The organism is Metabacillus sp. RB-C-LZQ-3-1 (assembly GCF_058315175.1).
In genome coordinates, this window is sequence record NZ_JBZFLI010000001.1 from 18,784 (window position 1) to 37,912 (window position 19,129).

General features: G+C 34.5%; 20 protein-coding genes. 19 read left to right on the top strand and 1 reads right to left on the bottom strand.

Features of this window, described 5'->3' with window-relative positions; all coding sequences use genetic code 11:
* Nucleotides 1-112: 112 nt before the first annotated feature.
* The 14 genes from AC4GZ8_RS00125 (at nt 113) to AC4GZ8_RS00190 (ending at nt 14,062) form a co-directional block, all read left to right on the top strand.
* On the top strand, nt 113-580 hold the full coding sequence (locus AC4GZ8_RS00125) for a DUF3907 family protein (protein ID WP_491079776.1): 468 nt from the start codon (nt 113-115) through the stop codon (nt 578-580).
* Between the two features lie 72 nt (nt 581-652).
* A complete protein-coding gene (locus tag AC4GZ8_RS00130) occupies nt 653-1,804 on the top strand; it encodes a D-alanyl-D-alanine carboxypeptidase family protein (protein WP_491079777.1) in 1,152 nt (383 codons plus the stop codon).
* Complete coding sequence (locus AC4GZ8_RS00135) at nt 1,797-2,384, top strand: nucleoside recognition domain-containing protein (RefSeq protein WP_491079778.1); 588 nt, start codon at nt 1,797-1,799, stop codon at nt 2,382-2,384. The genes AC4GZ8_RS00130 and AC4GZ8_RS00135 overlap by 8 nt, the downstream gene beginning before the upstream one ends.
* Before the next feature lie 6 nt (nt 2,385-2,390).
* Nucleotides 2,391-2,921 (top strand): spore maturation protein, encoded by a 531-nt coding sequence (locus AC4GZ8_RS00140; RefSeq protein ID WP_491079779.1) that lies wholly within the window; start codon nt 2,391-2,393, stop codon nt 2,919-2,921.
* A 206-nt stretch (nt 2,922-3,127) separates the two neighbouring features.
* Nucleotides 3,128-3,862: a 23S rRNA pseudouridine(2605) synthase RluB gene (gene rluB / locus AC4GZ8_RS00145; protein ID WP_491079780.1), complete on the top strand. Its 735-nt coding sequence runs from the start codon at nt 3,128-3,130 to the stop codon at nt 3,860-3,862.
* Between the two features lie 91 nt (nt 3,863-3,953).
* The gene (gene resA, locus AC4GZ8_RS00150) at nt 3,954-4,475 is read left to right on the top strand and encodes a thiol-disulfide oxidoreductase ResA (RefSeq protein ID WP_491079781.1); all 522 of its coding nucleotides are present in this window, start codon (nt 3,954-3,956) and stop codon (nt 4,473-4,475) included.
* Between the two features lie 20 nt (nt 4,476-4,495).
* Nucleotides 4,496-6,118 (top strand): cytochrome c biogenesis protein ResB, encoded by a 1,623-nt coding sequence (resB, locus tag AC4GZ8_RS00155; RefSeq protein ID WP_491079782.1) that lies wholly within the window; start codon nt 4,496-4,498, stop codon nt 6,116-6,118.
* A gap of 18 nt (nt 6,119-6,136) precedes the next feature.
* Nucleotides 6,137-7,312 carry a c-type cytochrome biogenesis protein CcsB gene (ccsB, locus tag AC4GZ8_RS00160; RefSeq protein ID WP_491079783.1) on the top strand — a complete coding sequence of 392 codons (1,176 nt, stop codon included), beginning with the start codon at nt 6,137-6,139 and terminating at the stop codon, nt 7,310-7,312.
* A 282-nt stretch (nt 7,313-7,594) separates the two neighbouring features.
* On the top strand, nt 7,595-8,317 hold the full coding sequence (locus AC4GZ8_RS00165) for a response regulator transcription factor (RefSeq protein WP_491079784.1): 723 nt from the start codon (nt 7,595-7,597) through the stop codon (nt 8,315-8,317).
* Nucleotides 8,314-10,113: an ATP-binding protein gene (locus AC4GZ8_RS00170; protein ID WP_491079785.1), complete on the top strand. Its 1,800-nt coding sequence runs from the start codon at nt 8,314-8,316 to the stop codon at nt 10,111-10,113. Before AC4GZ8_RS00165 ends, AC4GZ8_RS00170 begins: the two co-directional genes overlap by 4 nt.
* Before the next feature lie 172 nt (nt 10,114-10,285).
* Entirely contained in the window at nt 10,286-10,861 is a 576-nt protein-coding gene (locus AC4GZ8_RS00175) for a cob(I)yrinic acid a,c-diamide adenosyltransferase (protein ID WP_491079786.1), read from the top strand.
* Nucleotides 10,862-11,151: 290 nt separating this feature from the next.
* Nucleotides 11,152-11,703, top strand: coding sequence for an RNA polymerase sigma factor SigX (sigX, locus tag AC4GZ8_RS00180; protein WP_491079787.1), 552 nt, complete (start codon nt 11,152-11,154; stop codon nt 11,701-11,703).
* Nucleotides 11,681-12,874 carry an RsiX family anti-sigma factor gene (locus AC4GZ8_RS00185; RefSeq protein WP_491079788.1) on the top strand — a complete coding sequence of 398 codons (1,194 nt, stop codon included), beginning with the start codon at nt 11,681-11,683 and terminating at the stop codon, nt 12,872-12,874. The genes sigX and AC4GZ8_RS00185 overlap by 23 nt, the downstream gene beginning before the upstream one ends.
* 282 nt (nt 12,875-13,156) lie before the next feature.
* Complete coding sequence (locus AC4GZ8_RS00190; protein WP_491079789.1) at nt 13,157-14,062, top strand: M23 family metallopeptidase; 906 nt, start codon at nt 13,157-13,159, stop codon at nt 14,060-14,062.
* A 124-nt stretch (nt 14,063-14,186) separates the two neighbouring features.
* Here the strand turns inward: AC4GZ8_RS00190 and AC4GZ8_RS00195 are convergent, their stop codons facing one another.
* The gene (locus AC4GZ8_RS00195; protein WP_491079790.1) at nt 14,187-14,435 is read right to left on the bottom strand and encodes a ferredoxin; all 249 of its coding nucleotides are present in this window, start codon (nt 14,433-14,435) and stop codon (nt 14,187-14,189) included.
* 304 nt (nt 14,436-14,739) lie between these two features.
* On the opposite strand from AC4GZ8_RS00195, the gene AC4GZ8_RS00200 reads away from it, so the two are divergent.
* The 5 genes from AC4GZ8_RS00200 (at nt 14,740) to AC4GZ8_RS00220 (ending at nt 19,120) form a co-directional block, all read left to right on the top strand.
* Nucleotides 14,740-15,804 carry a YpbB family protein gene (locus tag AC4GZ8_RS00200; protein ID WP_491079791.1) on the top strand — a complete coding sequence of 355 codons (1,065 nt, stop codon included), beginning with the start codon at nt 14,740-14,742 and terminating at the stop codon, nt 15,802-15,804.
* Nucleotides 15,801-17,291, top strand: coding sequence for a RecQ family ATP-dependent DNA helicase (locus AC4GZ8_RS00205; protein ID WP_491079792.1), 1,491 nt, complete (start codon nt 15,801-15,803; stop codon nt 17,289-17,291). Before AC4GZ8_RS00200 ends, AC4GZ8_RS00205 begins: the two co-directional genes overlap by 4 nt.
* 3 nt (nt 17,292-17,294) lie before the next feature.
* Nucleotides 17,295-17,891, top strand: a complete 597-nt coding sequence (locus tag AC4GZ8_RS00210; RefSeq protein WP_491079793.1) for a CPBP family intramembrane glutamic endopeptidase — start codon at nt 17,295-17,297, stop codon at nt 17,889-17,891.
* A complete protein-coding gene (locus AC4GZ8_RS00215; RefSeq protein ID WP_491079794.1) occupies nt 17,884-18,567 on the top strand; it encodes a LysM peptidoglycan-binding domain-containing protein in 684 nt (227 codons plus the stop codon). The genes AC4GZ8_RS00210 and AC4GZ8_RS00215 overlap by 8 nt, the downstream gene beginning before the upstream one ends.
* A gap of 91 nt (nt 18,568-18,658) precedes the next feature.
* Complete coding sequence (locus AC4GZ8_RS00220; RefSeq protein WP_491079795.1) at nt 18,659-19,120, top strand: YpbF family protein; 462 nt, start codon at nt 18,659-18,661, stop codon at nt 19,118-19,120.
* Nucleotides 19,121-19,129 lie beyond the last annotated feature (9 nt).

The following is a 19,129-nucleotide window of genomic DNA, read 5'->3' on the forward strand; positions in this document are numbered from 1 at the left end:
TTCTGTGAATCGACAATATGATGTAATTGTAAAAAGCTTTATTGTCATGAAAAAAGTAATTCGTCCTAATGTGAATTTCGTTTTATAACTAAATCCAAAGAGGTGTAGATGCATGACAATGACAGTGTTGAGAGTTGAAACGGAAAGAGTGGCATTTTTTTTAGAAAGCATTGTTAAACAGCTAACAGAATATGTAAACTCCATTACGATCCATTATTTAGAAAAAGAAGGGAAATTTGATAAGTCGTATCTATTAGAGTTATTAAAAACAACCCGAAGGCTGCTAGTTTTTTGTGAAGAAGGTCTTGATGCATGCTATAGCATACTTAAAAGAGCCACTATTGATGAAGATTATATGAAACAGGTACTGGAGAAAATATATTTTCAATGTATTGAAAGGTTTTTTCACCCAAAGAATGATGTCTGGTATGAAAATAGTCGAAGTGCCTATTCTAACGATCACTGTATTATGTTTAGAAAAGCAGTTCCTTATTCGTATGCTGAGTTTATTTTTTCGCTAGAGTCAGATTTTCAAATGATTCGAGACGAAATGGAACACAGGGTCCTTTCACAATTTTAATTTTTCATTCATAAGCTTTGTCCACGTGCATAAACTTGTACAAAACGAACGAGTAAGGGACGTGGATGCTTTATGCTGCACATGAAGAAAGTGACAACTGGGATCATCATCACGATTTTATTATTAGGCATTTTACCTCAACAGTCCTCTGCTATTGGTGTAAGTGCTCAAGCGGCCATTTTAATAGATCAAGAATCAGGTAGGGTGTTATATGAGAAACAAGCCCATCAAAAGATGAGGATAGCAAGTATTACAAAAATAATGACCGCAATCCTTGCGATTGAATCTGGAAAATTAAATGAAATGGTGACAGTAAGTGAAAGAGCACTTCAAGCAGAAGGCTCATCCATTTATTTGCAAAAGGGTGAAAAGATAAAGCTAGAGGATTTAGTGTATGGGCTTATGCTGAGGTCTGGAAATGATGCTGCTGTAGCCATTGCAGAACATGTTGGAGGTAGTCTGGAAGGATTTGTCTTAATGATGAATCAAAAAGCAGAAGAAATTGGAATGACAAACACGATGTTTGCAAATCCTCATGGATTAGATGATCATGAAAATCATTATTCAACAGCGTATGATATGGCGATATTAACTAAGTATGCTATGGAAAATGAAACCTACCAAAAGATCTCAGGAACAGAAACACACCGGGCACCAAATCCTAACGAAAAATGGGATAGAGTTTGGCACAACAAGAATAAACTTCTAACAACACTCTATGAGTACAGCACTGGTGGAAAAACAGGATATACTGTTAGAGCAAAAAGAACATTAGTTTCAACAGCTTCAAAGGATGGCTTTGACACCATTGTTGTTACGTTAAATGATCCAGATGATTGGGAAGATCATATGAATCTACATAATTATGCATTTAATAATTATGAACTTGTCAAACTAAAGAATGAAGGAACGCTTGATGGGATTGAAAACGAGTTTTATAAAAAGAATGTATTCATTGACCGGAATGTTCTTTATCCACTCACAAAAGAGGAACAAGAAAAAGTAAGAATAGATATTTCTTTGCAAAAACCCCAAAAAGAGTGGAAAGATAGTGAAAAGGTACCGAATGTTGTAGGTGAAATGAACATTAAGGTTGAAGAAAAATCCATTGCCAACATTCCAATTTACTTTGATAACGGAAATGTAGAAAAACCAAAAGGGTCATTTTGGAACATTTTTAGAAATATCTTTTTTGCATCAGTGGGGGTAAATCATTATGGTTAATATCATTTGGGTGATGTTAACTGTTATAGGTATTGTATTCGCGATGTTTAATGGAACAATGGATGAAGTAAATGAAGCAATATTTAAAGGTGGAAAAGAAGCCGTTACGATTGCTATCGGGTTTATAAGTGTTTTAGTTTTTTGGCTCGGGTTGATGAAGGTTGCAGAACAAGCTGGTTTGCTGGAGAAATTGGGTAATTTATTTAAGCCGATTGTAACAAGGTTATTTCCAGAGGTACCACCTGAACATCCAGCTATGGGGTACATGCTATCAAATATGATGGCAAATCTTTTTGGGTTGGGAAATGCCGCTACTCCTCTTGGTATTAAAGCGATGGAACAGTTAAAGGTGTTAAATGGTGGATCTGATAAAGCGAGTAGGTCAATGATCACTTTCTTAGCTATTAATACATCAAGTTTAACGTTAATTCCTACTACGGTCATTGCAATCATGATGACCTATGGATCTTCATCACCTACTAGTATTGTTGGGCCTACATTAATTGCAACATTTTTGTCAACATTAGGAGCTATTTTAATAGATCGTTTCTTTTATTATAGGCGAAAGAGAAAAGGGTGATCGAATATGGGGCTCATCGGCGTTATATCATTATGGATTATACCAGTTATCATCGGTTTTATCCTGATTTATGGCACCATAAAAAAAGTGCCAACATATGAAGCATTTGTAGAAGGCGGTAAGGAAGGAATTAATATTTCGTTTTCCATCATTCCTTATTTAGTAGGTATGTTAGTAGCGATTTCCGTTTTCCGTGCATCAGGTGCGTTAGAGTTTTTAATGGATTTTATGAAACCAGCTCTTGAGGTATTAAATATTCCTGCAGAGATTGTGCCGTTAGCATTTATACGGCCGATATCGGGGACTGCTGCATTAGGATTGACATCTGACATTATTGCAACGTATGGACCAGATTCGTTTATCGGCATGCTTGCTGCGACAATGCAGGGTAGTACAGATACAACGTTATATGTCTTAACAGTATATTTTGGAGCTGTTGGAATAAGGAAAATGGGGGATGCACTAAAGGTAGGGTTGTTAGCTGATCTGGTAGGGATTATTGCAGCGATTGTCATCGTAACAATTATGTTTTCATAGAAGTTTTATTAAAACTTGGCAGAAGCCAGGTTTTTTTATTTTATAAAAAAGAGGAATTGTATAACTATCATGATGTAAATTACAACATCCTAAAAAATTATGGTATGATGGTTAAGCACATTTTGACAGATGAAAAAATGACAATTTTATTGTCGATACTTGTGAAAAAAAATAGAAAGCAGTAATATGTTATCGAGGTGAACGAGATGGAACGCTTACAGAAAGTAATTGCTCATGCTGGGATAGCTTCAAGAAGAAAAGCAGAGGAATTAATTTTAGATGGAAAAGTAAAAGTGAACGGAAAAGTTGTAAAAGAACTAGGTATAAAAGTAACCGATCAAGATCGAGTTGAGGTGGAGGGAATCCCCCTTGAAAGAGAAGAACCTGTTTATTTGCTTCTATATAAACCAACAGGTGTTATTTCTGCTGTAAAGGATGATAAGGGCAGAAAGGTTGTTACAGACTTTTTTCCATATATTAAGCAAAGAATTTATCCGATTGGAAGACTAGATTATGATACATCTGGCATTTTGTTATTAACAAATGATGGGGAATTTGCGAATATTCTTATGCATCCTCGTTATGAAGTAGAAAAATCATATGTTGCAAAAGTAAAGGGAATTCCATCTAGAGAGAAGATTAAACAGTTGGAACGAGGAATTCAACTTGAAGATGGGAAAACAGCTCCTGCACAAGTAAAGGTTTTGTCAGTTGATAAAAGGAAACAAACAAGCATCATTGAATTGAAGATTCATGAAGGGCGCAATCGCCAGGTTAGACGTATGCTAGAAGCAATCGGCCACCAAGTAGTAAAACTAAAACGAGAAAAATTCGCATTCCTTAATTTAAATGGACTAGCAACAGGGGATTCTAGAGAACTTACACCACATGAAGTAAAACAGCTAAGAGCACTTGCTCAACATGGGAAACAATCACAGTAATTTTCACATAAACTTCAAAATATGAATTATTCCAAGTATTTGGATAGTGTTATAATGACCTAGAATGTTCAAGGAGTAGGGGAGTATGTAAATGAAGAAAAAACGTTTACTTATGCGCTCTATCATATTAATTTTATTAATTGGTGCATTGGGATATACGCTATATTCAAACTTTTTTGTTAGTAAGGAAAAGGTGAAAGAAGGGTCAAAAGCTCCTGATTTTGTCTTAACAGATTTAGAAGGAAATGAACATCAGCTTTCTGATTATAAAGGTAAAGGTGTTTTCTTAAATTTTTGGGGAACTTGGTGTAAACCGTGTGAACGTGAAATGCCTTATATGGACAATCAATACGAATATTATAAAAATCAAGGTGTTGAGGTTTTGGCTGTAAATATTGCCGAATCGAATATTGCAGTCCAAAGCTTCGTAAACAAACATGATTTAACTTTTCCAATATTGCTTGATAAGGACCGCCAAGTTTTAAACGCTTACGGAGTCGGTCCATTACCGACGACCTTTTTAATCAATCCAGAAGGTGAGGTTGTTGATATTACGTCGGGAACTTTAACAGAGAGAATGATTAGAGATTATATGGAACAGATTAAACCTTAAAATGGGGAGTTTTTAAAGGCATGAATAAGGTCAATTGTGAGTGTGGTCATGTAAATCCTGAAGGAACAATTTTATGTGAATCATGTGGAAAGCCAGTAGGTGATAAAGAGATAAAAGAATCAAAGCACTTATTGGATATGAGATATGAAGGATCGGCTAGACGCTCTCAAACGTATAAAAAAACCTTCATCGATAAAATATGGAATTTCTTTTCATCAGTAAAAGTCGGTGTTTGGTTGATCTTTTTAACATTACTTGCTTCTGCATTAGGGACTGTATTTCCACAGGAGTTTTATATTCCTCCCTCTGTGACTGCAAGTCAATTTTATAAGGATGAATATGGCATACTTGGACAACTATATTACGAGTTAGGTTTTCATAATCTATACGGCTCATGGTGGTATATGATACTAGTTGCATCAATTGGTATTTCTCTTGTGATTGCCAGTTTGGATCGATTTGTACCTTTACATAGAGCATTGAAAAAACAAGGTGTGACAAGACACCATACTTTTATGAGGCGGCAACGCTTATTCAGCTCAACGAAAACAAATGAGTATGATCTTGAATTACTAAAAAAACGTCTTGTATCTCGCCGCTATCATGTTCGTGAAGAGAATGGAAATCTATTAGCTGAAAAAGGTCGATTTTCCAGGTGGGGTCCATATGTGAATCACTGTGGTCTTATAATTTTTTTAATTGGAGCCATGTTAAGGTTCGTACCAGGTATGTATGTTGATGAGGTGCTTTGGGTTAGAGAAGGTGAAACAGCCGTTATCCCAGGTACGGAAGGGCGATACTATCTAGAAAACAAAGACTTCATTATGGAAGTATATGAGAAAGATAAAGAAGATGAAGTGTTTGAAGATGCGATTTCGCGTGTAGGTGATGGAAGTGTTGTGAAAAATTTCCAATCAAATGTTGTTCTCTATGAAAGAGAAGGAGAAATTGTTCACGGGGCTGAGCCAAAGTTAAACAAAGTAAAAGAAGAAGAGATTAGGGTAAATGAACCATTAAAATTTGACTCCTTTTCTCTTTATCAAGTTGACTATAAATTAAATGAATTAAATAAAATGACGTTTAGTTTAATAGATAAGGAAACAGAGAAAAGCTTTGGTCAAATTGAGGTAGATCTTTTAGACCCGCAAAAAGAATATGATCTTGGTAATGGATATAAAGTGGAAATATCTACATACTTACCAGATTTTTATTTTGACGAGGAAGGGGTACCGGCTACCAAAACCCGAATTCCGGATAATCCAGCTTTTGTTTTCAAAATGTTTACACCTGAGACCCCTGAGGGAGAATCAAGCTTCGTTGCGATTCAGCAAACCATAGAACCTTCAGGTGAAAATAAATATAAGATGAAGTTTGAAGGGATCGAAACTAAGGATTTAACAGCTTTAACAGTGAGAAAAGATTTAACTTTATGGGTTCTTGCTTTAGGTGGAGCTATATTTATGATAGGTGTGATTCAAGGAATGTATTGGAATCACCGACGTATTTGGATCAAGCGACATGAAGATGAAATTTTAATTGCCGGCCATACAAATAAAAATTGGTATGGATTATCAAAAGAGATGGAACTAGTAGTTGAAGGTACTTCACTAACGATTCCAAAAGATCAAAAAGAAAAAGAATAGGTTAAAGGAGGGAAAATTTTGGCAACACTGAGTAGTACATTTCTTGAAATTGCCTTTATCATCTATTTAATTGCCATTTTCTTATTTGGTGGTTCAATCCGGGATAAACGTAGTAAATCTAAAAAAATAAGCAAATGGACAAATGTTGCAATGGCAACTACTATATTAGGGTTTGTATCACAACTTGCCTACTTTATTACAAGATGGATTGCATCCGGGCATGCACCAGTTAGTAATTTGTTTGAATTTACAACAGCGTTCGGGATGATGCTTGTTCTTGCTTTTATTATCTTGTTCTTTATCTATAAAGTATCGATTTTAGGTTTATTCACTCTCCCTATAGTTGTTTTAATTATTGCTTATGGTAGTATGTTTCCTACTGATATAAGTCCGTTAATCCCATCTTTACAAAGTCATTGGTTGTATATCCATGTAACAACCGCTGCATTAGGACAAGCCATCTTAGCAATTAGTGCGATTGCTGGAATTATCCATTTAGTGACGGTTGTTGACCAGACTAAATCATCAAAGAAGACATTTTGGCTAGAATTTATTATGTATATTTTAGTTGTAACATTAGGATTTATTATTGTGACAAGCACGTTTAGAGGTATGGATTATCAAGCTGATTTTAACTGGATTGATAAAAATGAACAAGAGGCAGTAATGACATTTAATTTACCAGCCTTAGTTGGCCCGCATAAAGGGGAACTAATCACGGAAGGGAAATTTGAACCATTGGCCGAAATGCCTGCCATTATCTCTGCAAGAAAGCTAAACACAGTAATATGGTCAATTATTGTCGGTTCTATATTATATGGTCTTCTACGTTTAACTTTACGTAAGCGATTGGCTGCAGTTATTAAGCCATTTACGAAAAATGTAAATCTTGACCTCGTTGATGAAATAGGCTATCGCTCGGTAGCAATAGGCTTTCCTGTTTTTACTCTTGGAGCCTTAATTTTTGCGATGATTTGGGCGCAGATTGCATGGACAAGATTTTGGGGTTGGGATCCGAAAGAAGTATGGGCACTGATCACTTGGTTATTTTATGCAGCTTATTTACATCTCCGCTTATCTAAGGGCTGGCATGGAGAAAAATCTGCATGGCTGGCCGTAGTTGGATTTGCCATCATTATGTTTAATCTTATCTTTGTTAACTTAGTGATTGCTGGCTTGCATTCCTATGCATAAAATGTGGAAATCTAATTCCTAGTTTAAGAGTAGATAAAAATGTGTGACTAGCGTACAATTAGTATGACACTGCTATCAAAGCCTTCACTCTATGCAGTGAAGGCTTTTTGTGTTTATCTAATGCATTTATTTGTATACCGATTGTACAAACTCTATTGGAATTGTAGAAAAAGGACCATACAAATCAAAACAGGATCGCTGATAAGTAAATAGAACATGACTTTACATAATACATACTGAAGCTACCTTAGAAAAACTTAATTATTAAGGAGGGTTCTTATTATGGAAGAGAACCAATTTGCAAGAATTTTAGTTGTAGATGATGAGGACCGAATTCGTCGTCTATTAAGAATGTATCTTGAAAGAGAAAATTATGAAATTGAGGAAGCAGAGAATGGTGATGAAGCTATAGAGCTTGCTCTAAAAAATGAATATGATTTAATCATGTTAGATGTCATGATGCCAGGAATTGATGGGGTAGAAGTTTGCAAACAATTACGCGAAAAGAAAGCAACGCCTATTATTATGCTGACAGCAAAGGGTGAAGAAGCAAATCGAGTTCAAGGTTTTGAGGCTGGTGTTGATGATTATATTGTGAAGCCATTTAGTCCTAGAGAAGTTGTTCTACGAGTAAAGGCATTACTCCGTAGGTCTTCACAAACATCTTTTTTAAAAACAGAAACAAAAGCCAAGAATGTCATTGTATTTCCTCATTTATCTATTGATCATGATGCACACCGTGTAACAGCTGACGGAACGGAGGTAAGCTTAACTCCTAAGGAGTACGAGCTTTTATATTTCTTAGCTAAAACTCCTGATAAGGTGTATGATCGTGAAAAACTTTTAAAAGAAGTGTGGCAATATGAATTTTTTGGGGATTTACGAACAGTTGATACTCATGTAAAGCGATTGAGAGAAAAATTAAGCAAAGTTTCACCTGAAGCTGCCAAAATGATCGTAACAGTTTGGGGAGTTGGCTATAAGTTTGAGGTAAGCCATACATGATATTATGGAGAAGTGTAGTGGGTAAGTTATGGGGAACGATTATTTTGCTCGTTTCCTTTGTTTTATTTGTGTTAACAATTTTAATGCTTGAATTTATTGAAAATTATCATGTAGGGAAAGCAGAGGATGAGCTTACACAACTTGCTACAAAAGTATCATTGATTATCGAAAGTCATGAGGACCAAGAACTTGCAAGATCGATTTCATGGGAATTAACTGATAATCTTACCCATATTATTATTGTAGAAAATGAAACAAATTATTGGATTTCACCAATTAAAGATGAAGAGCTTCCACATTTAACGATGGAAGATATCGAAAAGGATGCTGAGCTGTCAATTCCATTAACAGAGCAGCAAAAAGTTAGCAAACGAACAAATCTCGAACAGCCAAATGATGTTTTTGCGAATGGTGAAGATGAAGTTCTAATCGTAGGGGTCCCTTATAAGGTTTCAGAAACTGAGGATGGAGCTGTGTTTATTTCTCAATCTCTTAAAGCTGTTCATGAGACAACAAAGGAAACAACAAAGTATATTATTCTTGCAGCAGGGATTGCAATTATTTTAACAACAATCTTTGCATTTTTCTTATCCACGAGGATTACATATCCATTAAGGAAAATGAAACAGGTTGCACAGGAGTTAGCAAGAGGAAAATTTGAATCGAAAGTTCCTATTATGTCTAACGATGAAATTGGAGAATTAGGTATAGCTTTTAATCAAATGGGGAAGCAGCTTAAATTTCATATAAATGCTCTAAGTCAGGAAAAAGAACATTTAACCAATATTTTAAGCAGTATGGCTGATGGTGTTATTACATTAAATATTGATGGAACCATTCTAGTGACAAATCCACCAGCAGAAAGGTTCTTAAAAGCGTGGTATTATGAACAAGGTTTAAACGTAGAAATAGGTGGTGAGCTTCCTTCTGAGACGAAAGAGTTATTCCAAAGAGTTGTGAATACAGAAAAAGAACAAATGCTTGAAATCACCATTCAAGGGAGAAGCTGGGTTATATTAATGACACCATTATATAATCAATCACATGTTCGTGGGGCTGTAGCGGTACTTCGTGATATGACAGAGGAGAGAAGATTAGACAAACTCCGTAAAGATTTTATTGCTAATGTTAGCCATGAACTAAGAACGCCTATCTCAATGCTCCAAGGCTATAGTGAAGCGATTGTTGATGATATTGCAAGCACAGAAGAGGAAAAAAAGGACATTGCAAAGGTTATTCATGATGAATCTTTACGTATGGGAAGGTTGGTCAATGACTTATTGGATTTAGCAAGGATGGAAGCTGGGCATATAACGCTAAACTTGGAAGAAATTACATTAGGTGATTTTGTTGAAAAAGTGAGTAGAAAGTTTCAAGGTCTTGCAAAAGAAAAAGATATTTCTCTTCAAACAAATGTACAAATTAGTGAACCCTTTCATGTTATAGACCCAGATCGGATTGAGCAAGTTCTAACCAATTTAATCGATAATGCAATACGTCATACAAGTGAAAATGGTTCAGTTACAATTGAGGTCAAAGACCATTCGAATGGTGTGGTGATTGATGTGAAAGATTCAGGATCAGGAATCCCGGAAGAAGATCTGCCATTTGTCTTTGAACGGTTCTATAAAGCTGATAAGGCAAGAACTAGAGGAAGAGCTGGTACAGGGCTAGGTCTTGCGATTGTAAAAAATATAGTTGAAGCACATAAAGGAAAAATCAGTGTTCACAGCAAATTAGACGAAGGAACGACATTTAGCTTCTTTTTACCTCGAAAAAACCTAGAATCTGAATAATATTGACGAACAATCTTGTTCCATGCGAAACAAAATTTGAATGAAAAATTGAAAGCTTATTATCAGAAGTTCTTTATTGATAATAAGCTTTTATAAAATCTGAGCTTCATTTTCTAAAAGATTAAATCCTTGCAGCAATTATTTATGATTAAAATTATGGAGTGTGATCCAAATGAATTTGTATACCCGAACTGGTGATAGTGGAAAGACAAGTATTATTGGAGGACGTGTAGATAAGGATCATTTACGTGTAGAAGCATATGGGACGATTGATGAGGCGAATAGTTTTATTGGTCATGCTATGACGTTACTGACAGAACCGATTTTTCAAGATATCTATCAAGAACTTGAAAAAATTCAACATGAATTATTTGATTGTGGGGGAGATTTAGCTGTTGTAAAGGAAAAGTATCCTTATAAAGCAACAGAAGAGATTATTGGCTTCTTAGAAGAGCGTATTGACCACTACGTAAAAGAGGCTCCACCGCTGGAAAAATTCATTTTACCTGGTGGAAGCAGTGCTGCTGCAGCTATCCATATCGCAAGAACTGTCACAAGAAGAGCAGAAAGATGTACAGTTTCTCTTCAAAAAGAAATGGAAATAAATGAAGTTGTACTTAAATATTTAAACAGATTATCAGACTATCTATTTGCTATTGCTAGAGTGGTTAATCATCGTCTAGGAGTATATGATGTTGAATATGAGCGTAGTGCTCTTGTTTTTAAAACAAAGCCAAAAAAAGATTAGCAGTAATAAATTGCCTTTGATTTTCTTCTTCAAACGTTATATGATAATGAAAATCGTTAGAACCTTGCTAGTAAATGGTTCTAGCGATTTTTTAAGTATGAGAATTAAAAATTTATAGATAGTTGTATAAGTTTTTTATATAAATTAATCTAATAGATTTACCAACAATATGGTAAAGTAGAAGTTGGTTGTTAGTGATTGTTACATAAATATTTCAAATATATTTCAACATTATGAAAGTGCAACTTTACGATTTTCTTTTCGACTAAATTAATGAACGGAGGGTTATCATGGAGGATACCTTTCACCGACTTTATGAGAAATATCATCACGATCTTTTTCAGTTTTTGTTTTATATGGTGAAGAATCGTGAACAGGCTGAAGATCTAGTTCAAGAGGTTTATATCCGTGTTTTGAAATCATATGATCGTTTTGAAGGAAGAAGTAGTGAAAAAACCTGGCTTATCTCAATCGCAAGGCACGTAGCAATCGATTGGTTTCGGAAGCAGAAAACGATTCGGCAAAGGATATTAGAACGGTTTGAATGGGATAATCATCAAATTGAAGATGATGGACAGCCACTTCCTGAAGAAATAGCCATACAAAATGAACAGGTTCAATGGATATATCGTGCTTTGAATGTCTGCTCGATTGATCAACGCGCAGTTGTAATTTTACGATACATTCAGGAGATGTCAATCACCGAAACAGCGGAAATTTTAGGCTGGACTGTAAGCAAAGTTAAAACTACTCAACATCGTGCTATTAAGCAATTACAAAAACATATGATCGATTTTTCAGAAAAGGAGGGACTTTCGATTGAAAAAACGGGAGTGGAATGAGGAGCAACTTGAGCAATTATTACAACAATTACCCTCTGTTAAAGACAAGCAAAATCAAAGCGATCTTTATCAAAGCGTCTATTATAAATATCAAAGCAGAAAAAAACGACGTACTTGGATTGCTCCTACAGTTGCCACGGTTGCTGCGTTATTTATTTTTGCGTTGATATCTCCATTTCTTTTTCAAGGGGTAACAAACAAGAGTGAAGAAAGTGCAATGGATATGGCATCGACTTCCTCTTCAGATTCATCAAAAGCTGAAAACGATTCTCAGACAGAAATGAGGGTCACTGAATCATCTATAGCTGAAGATAAAAGTAATGAAAATGTTGGCCTTCACCAAAAACTTATTGAAAATGAACAAGAAACCTTTGTAACTGATGCTGACGATTCGGAGAAAATTATAACAGTTGGACTTACAGATGAAGATTCACAGAATATTATTCCGATTAGTTTTGAGGAAGAAGCAGGTAAAGAAGAACTTGATCAAATAAAAGCTTTCAAACCTGAAAAATTTGTTGCACAATTTGGGCCACTAGTTTTAGGCTTGAAGAATACAGATCTAGAGGAAGAAAATAATGAAGAAATAATTATTAATTATAAAGCTGATAAAGGTAGTATTACAGGATCTGGTTCTGAAATTGCTTATAGAGAGTCAATTATTGAAACATTTAGGTGGCTTGGCTATAAAAAGGCAAATTTGTTTACAAATGGAGTAGAAGGTATTGAGTTTAGTAATTATGGTCAAGAAACTGAATTAGAAATAACAGAAACGAGAAATAAAGCTTATCTTGTTTATCAGTACGATGACTCAAAAGCAAAATTATTAGTCCCATCACGAGAATCATTGCAATCTATAGAAGAGGCAATTAGCATCATGAAGAAGGGAATCGATGAGCAAGAACTAAAACCATCTATTCAAAATAATATTGGTGAAATAGTAATTACCGAAGATGGTGAGCATTTAGAAGTTTGGTTTACAGAAAATGCCAATATCGAAAATAATGAAGAAAGCATTATTATGCTTGAATCCATTTTATTAACAGCAAAAGATTTCGGTTATGAAACGGTTCAATTCAATGGCACAAAAGCAAAAGAAATAGGTGTTATGGATGTTACAAAACCACTAGAGGTGCCTTTTTCACCTAATCCAGTTAAAGAAGACGAATAAAAAGAGACTCGGGTCTCTTTTTTTATTTTACACATTTTTTCGTATAGTAAAAAAATAAAGTAATATACTACACATGTTCTTTTTAAACAATTTCTCTATCTAGTAACCCTAAGTAAATATTAGAGTTATGTTGAGTTTGTTCCTAAATCCAACGAACTATTCAAGAAAAATATTGTATATGCTCAACTAAAATGGTAAATCCTTAATTTTGTACTTGAATTTACCAACTTGATTTCTTAGTTAATCAGAAAACAGCCAAAAAACGAAAATGGGGGAAAAAGAATGCTAGGGAATAAAAAAAAGTTCATGTGGATGCTAGGCATATTATTTGGTTTGACATTAGTTGGTAGTCATAGTGTAAAGGCAGAATCAGATGTGGAAGAACTGGAGAAAACTTGGATTGAACCTGTTGAAGGAATAATAACAGATACATTCGGAACACGTAATGGAAAACATAAGGGAATTGATATTGCTGCACCTGAAGGAGAACAAATTGTCTCTGTGTCAGATGGTGAGGTAGTGAAATCTTATTATTCAAATACATATGGGAATGTAGTCTTTATTAGGCATCCAGAGGGATATGAAACAGTTTATGCCCATTTAAGTAAAAGAAACGTCAACAATGGAGATAAAGTAGAAAAGGGACAAGCTATCGGTATTATTGGAAATACAGGAGTTTCAACAGGTACACATTTACACTTTGAATTACATAAAGGGGAATGGACATTTGAGAAAGAGTATGCATTAGACCCTTTATTTGTTTTTGAAGAAGAGGAAGGATCGACGGCTTATTCTGACCAACAACAAAAAGATCATCTTAACGAATCAATTGAAACGAATGCACAAGCTAATTCGTCAAAGGCTTCAACCAAAAATAACAGAAATAATCTCCGAAAAAGAGTGATAACAGTAGCGAAAGGTGATACCTTATGGGGGTTATCAAATGCATTTAAAGTTTCCGTTACGTCCATAAAAAAATGGAATAATCTTAGTGATGATGTGATCTATCCACATCAGGAACTAACAATTTATATAAACAATAGTGAAAATTACGTTGTACAGCCTGGGGATACAATACAATCAATTGCTACAGAATTTAGTACCAGCCCCGAGGCCATTAAGAAGATTAATGAAATGACTACCGAATTAATTTATCCTGAGCAGGTATTAGTGATTAGTAAGAAATAATTAGATATGATCAAGAAAAAAGATGGCTTGGAACCGATCCCATATCCTCATTATACAGACTACATGTTTCTGTATAATGAGGAAAGTGAAATCAGTTCTTAAACAGCCATCTTTTTACATATCGTTATTCAAATTTAAGAGCATCCCCATCAAATTTCTCGTCAGAAATTTTAATAGAATCAGTTGGACAACCCTCAAAAGCATCCATCATATCCTCTTCAAGGGCTTCAGGTACTTCAACAATCCCTTGATTATCGTCTAACGTTACAAATGCGATCCCTTCATCATCATAATCATAAATATCCGGTGCTGCAGCCCCACAAGCACCACATGCAATGCATGTATCCTTATCAACAATCGTATATTTTGCCATTACACAAACCTCCTGAAAAAATCATACCATATTTTTATTATATGGTAGTACTGATTAAATGAGTGAATTCCTATTGAAAATCATCATTCTCTCTTTGCCCTACATGTTATTGTAAATCGGATTTTTCGACTTTTCAATAAAAAACTCTTCAGATATCTCTTTGAAGACTTTAATTTCCACAACTATTTGACAAAACAATCGCAAATAGATTAGTGATAACGAGTAAATTTGCTGATCGAATGTCTAAAAATTTGTTAAAATAATACTTGTAATCGAATATTGTCAAACATTGTAGGGTGGTATAATGAAGCTAGATTATTTTCATACGGTATTGCTTATTTGTATAAACCAACTTAATGGAGAAAGAACTGCCTCCGCTATTTATCATTTACTTAAAGGGAAAAAATCTTCACAAACGATACAAGATGGCAAACTTTTTAATCTGTCCCATCTGTTTGGATTATTCCCCAAACTCTCTAGAAAACAAACAGATACCGCATGGGAAATACTCAATCAAAAAGAACTTATTGACATGTTACCCGGTAATCTTTGCTTCATAACACCCAAAGGGAAAGAAGTTCTTATGAAAAATCTTAAAGAGACACCAATACCTTCTTCCCTAAATGGGTGGAAATATGGTGATTTAAGCAGAGTATTTTGGCGGCGATTATCTATACTTGTTCAAGTAGTCTCAAACTTGTCTTATGGAAGGAAAGGGTATTTGCCAATAACAAAAAATCATGAGGACTTACAGTGGGTAAAAGAATTTTTAAGGCAGACCAGTGTATCGAAGGAAGAATTAGCAACAAAACTTTATGATGAATTAAAACAGGTTTTGCAATTACATTCAGCAAAAGAAGCAACAATTTTTGTTCAAAGATTAACATCCTCAATGAAAATTGGGCTAACATTTGAACAAATAGCATATAAGCATGATGAGGATCCAATTTATACGTACTTATTGTTTTGGAATGTCATTCATACCATTTTACAATTATTGCAGCACAGTCAGGAGAGCCGTTTTGACATTCTGAATCAAATAATAATGGATAAAGCTAACACGGACGCATTGACGACATCTACTAAGGTGACAAGGGCATATGTTTTGCAAGGGAAGACAATCTCTGAAATTGCCTCTATAAGAAATTTGAAGCAAAGTACGATTGAAGACCACATTGTCGAATTGACCTTACATGATCCACTTTATTCTCCAGCGTTTTTTTTACAAGACAATGACTTTAGAAAAATAATGGAAGCAATTGATAAGTTACAAACACATCAGTTAAAAAAAGTAAAAGAATATTTAAATCATAAATATAGCTATTTTCAAATTAGGCTAGCGTTTGCACTAAGTGGGAGGGGAAAATGATTCACCAACTAGATAACATACTTTTTTCAAATTTTCATCACAAGCATTTTCGCACAGGACAGCGAGAGATCATTGAAGCCGTATTGAAAGGAAAAGATGTTGTTGCAATGCTTCCCACTGGTGGCGGAAAATCACTCTGTTATCAACTGCCAGGTTATGTATTACAAAGACCAATTCTTATCATTTCTCCATTACTGTCTTTAATGGAGGATCAGGTAGAGCAAATAAAGCAGAGAGGTGAAAAAAACGTTGTAGCTTTAAATAGTACAATTTCTGCTTACAAAAGAAAACAAATTCTAAAACAATTAAAAAAGTATAGGTATATCTATGCTTCTCCGGAAATTCTTCAATTTGATTATGTGATAGAGGCATTAGTAAAAGCGAATATTGCGCTATTTGTTGTTGATGAAGCTCATTGCATTTCACAGTGGGGCCATGATTTTAGACCGGATTATTCTAAATTGGGGGAGCTAAGGGTAAAGCTTAATCATCCTCCTTGCTTAGCATTAACAGCAACAGCAACAAAGCAGGTTTTAGATGACATCCACCAAATCCTTCGATTAAATCGTGATGTTGAAACATTTATTTACTCAATTAATCGTCCTAATATTGCAATCTCTATAGAAAAGCATCACTCAATAGACGATAAAATAAATCGGCTACAACAATTGGTTCACACCTTTAAAGGTCCAGGTATCATTTATTGCTCAAGTAGAATATGGACAGAAAGACTTGCACAAATTCTTATCGATTCGGGGATCGACCAGGTGGCATACTATCACGGTGGAATGGAGCAGGAACAACGAATTCTGATACAACAGCAATTTTTGTTTGATCAATTAAAAATCGTATGTTGCACAAATGCTTTTGGGATGGGAATAAACAAAGGGAATATTCGGTATGTCATTCATTTTCATTTTCCTTCTCAGCTCGAATCCTACATGCAAGAAATAGGAAGAGCGGGACGTGATGGTCAAAAGAGTGTTGCAATCACTTTAATAACAGATGCAGATTATGAAATACCAAAAACGTTAGTTGAATCTGAGTTTCCGTCATTCGAAGACTTAAGCAGAACGATCCATTATTTGCAAAATAAGCACGAACCTTCCTTTGAATTCATCCAACAGTGGTGTGGATTAACAGAAACACAATGGAGATATGTTGAACATGTTTATGACAAGCTTTTAGATAGATCCATGACTGCAGAGCAGATGGTTTCAACGATTTGGGAGGAAATAGAAAATAGAATCGCGATGAAACATCTTAAGTTGACTGAAATGTGTATGTGGTTAAATACTAAAGGTTGCAAACGGAAAAAACTGCTTGCCTATTTCGATGAAAACTATGTTGATCATATTGACAATTGTTGTGATGCTTGTGGGATTGATTTTGACTGGTATTATGAAGAACAGAAAAGTAATGAAAATGGGCAAGCAATAAATTGGCAAGAAGAATTAAAGTTGATTTTTGGCAAGGCGAGTGATTAGAAGTTGTTAAAAAAACAAAATGAGTTAATTAAACAATTAACAGATAAGCAAATTGTTCAAAATTTATATTTCACCCAATTTTTACTAATTGTTATTTCTATTATCATAGGGATATTTTTATTTCGAGATGTACAAGATTTCTTACACCTTTTTCATTTACGTGATTTTCGTTTTATTTATTTTGGAACAGGTACTGCTTTATTGGTCATTATTGTAGATTTTATCATCTTTAAATTAGCACCAAAGGATCTTGTTGATGACGGCGGAATAAATGAAAAGCTTTTTGAGAAAAGGTCTATTCCACATATTACTTTTTTAACAGCATTAATTGCCGTGTCAGAGGAGATTTTGTTTAGAGGTGTGATTCAATCTCATTTTGGAATTTGGATTGCTAGTCTCGTTTTTGCCGTATTACATTTTCGATATCTTTCAAGATGGCTCTTATTTTTCATGGTAATGTCAATTAGTTTTCTATTAGGTGTTGTATATGAGATGACAGAAAACCTCTATTCAACGATTTTAGCTCATTTTTTGATTGATTTAGTCTTTGCCATTCAAATAAGGGTGCAATATGTAAGAGGGGTGAAAAATAATGGGTGATGCTGAAAAACGTCCAGATCAAGCCGAGGGCTTAAGAACAAGAATGATTGATGAATACAAACAAGAGTATGGAAAATATCCTCCTCGAAGTGAGATTCATAAAGGTTCAGACAAAAAGAAAAAGTTAAAAATGAAATACCCGATTATTAGTATTTTGGCTTTGTTTTTTATCCTCCTTCCCGTGTTTTTCTTATCAATGAATCTTTATTATGGCTCAAAAGAAGATCAAAGTTCGGGTGAAGAAACGATTGTTGGTGAAGAAAGAGTGTATATTTCAAAAAATCAACAATCTAATGATCAATCGTTAGAAACAACTGAGCGACAGAATAGCACTGTGGATGTTGAAATAGATTCAGAGGAAAACACTGAGGAAACTAATGTTGACGTAGAATTAGAGGAATCCTCATCAAATTTAGAAACAACTCAGAAGCAAAATGATGCAAAAGTTGTAAACTCATCAAGTTCTTCCAATGAATCAATTCAAACGGAAGGTAAAGATCAGGCAGATCAGTATAAAGAAATTAAAACACATAGAGTGGCAGCTGGAGAAACGCTGTTTAGCATTGCGATTAAATACTATAATAGTCGATCAGGAGAAGACATAATTAGAGAATATAACCAATTTGCCGGGAATGAGATTTTTGAAGGTCAAATTTTAAAAATTCCAATTAAATAAACAAACGTACTTAATGAAATAGTTCATAACTATATGGACGACCTCATACAATGATAATACATAAAGTATCGTTGTACGAGGGGAAGTGAGCATGATCGAACCAAGTATCCAACTTCTAAAAAACCATACTGATGAGCCTACAAAACAAATGCTCGATCATTTAGTTGACCGCAAACGAAAATATGAAAAATATAAAAACAAATGTTTTAATGCTCAATTTTTTACGTTCGTTTTAATAATGGCCTATATCGTTTATCTTTACGCTTTTATTATTAAACCAACCGGCGGTCAAATTGATGTTGTTTTTTATATGATTTTTGATAATGAAATTCATATTTTTTTTATATTGCTTATTGTAGGCGGTTATGCAACTGCTCAGTATTTTAAGAAAAAAGAAGATAAAGCTGAATCAGAATATCATAATCTAAGGTGTGAAGTGATTAGAAAAAGTACAGATCTTTGGCCTCAGCCAGCGCAATGGAAAAATAGACATGAGGTCTTTACCATGATGAAAAGAGAGTTTGATATCAATTTATTTCATGAAAGTAAGTAGGTACCTTGT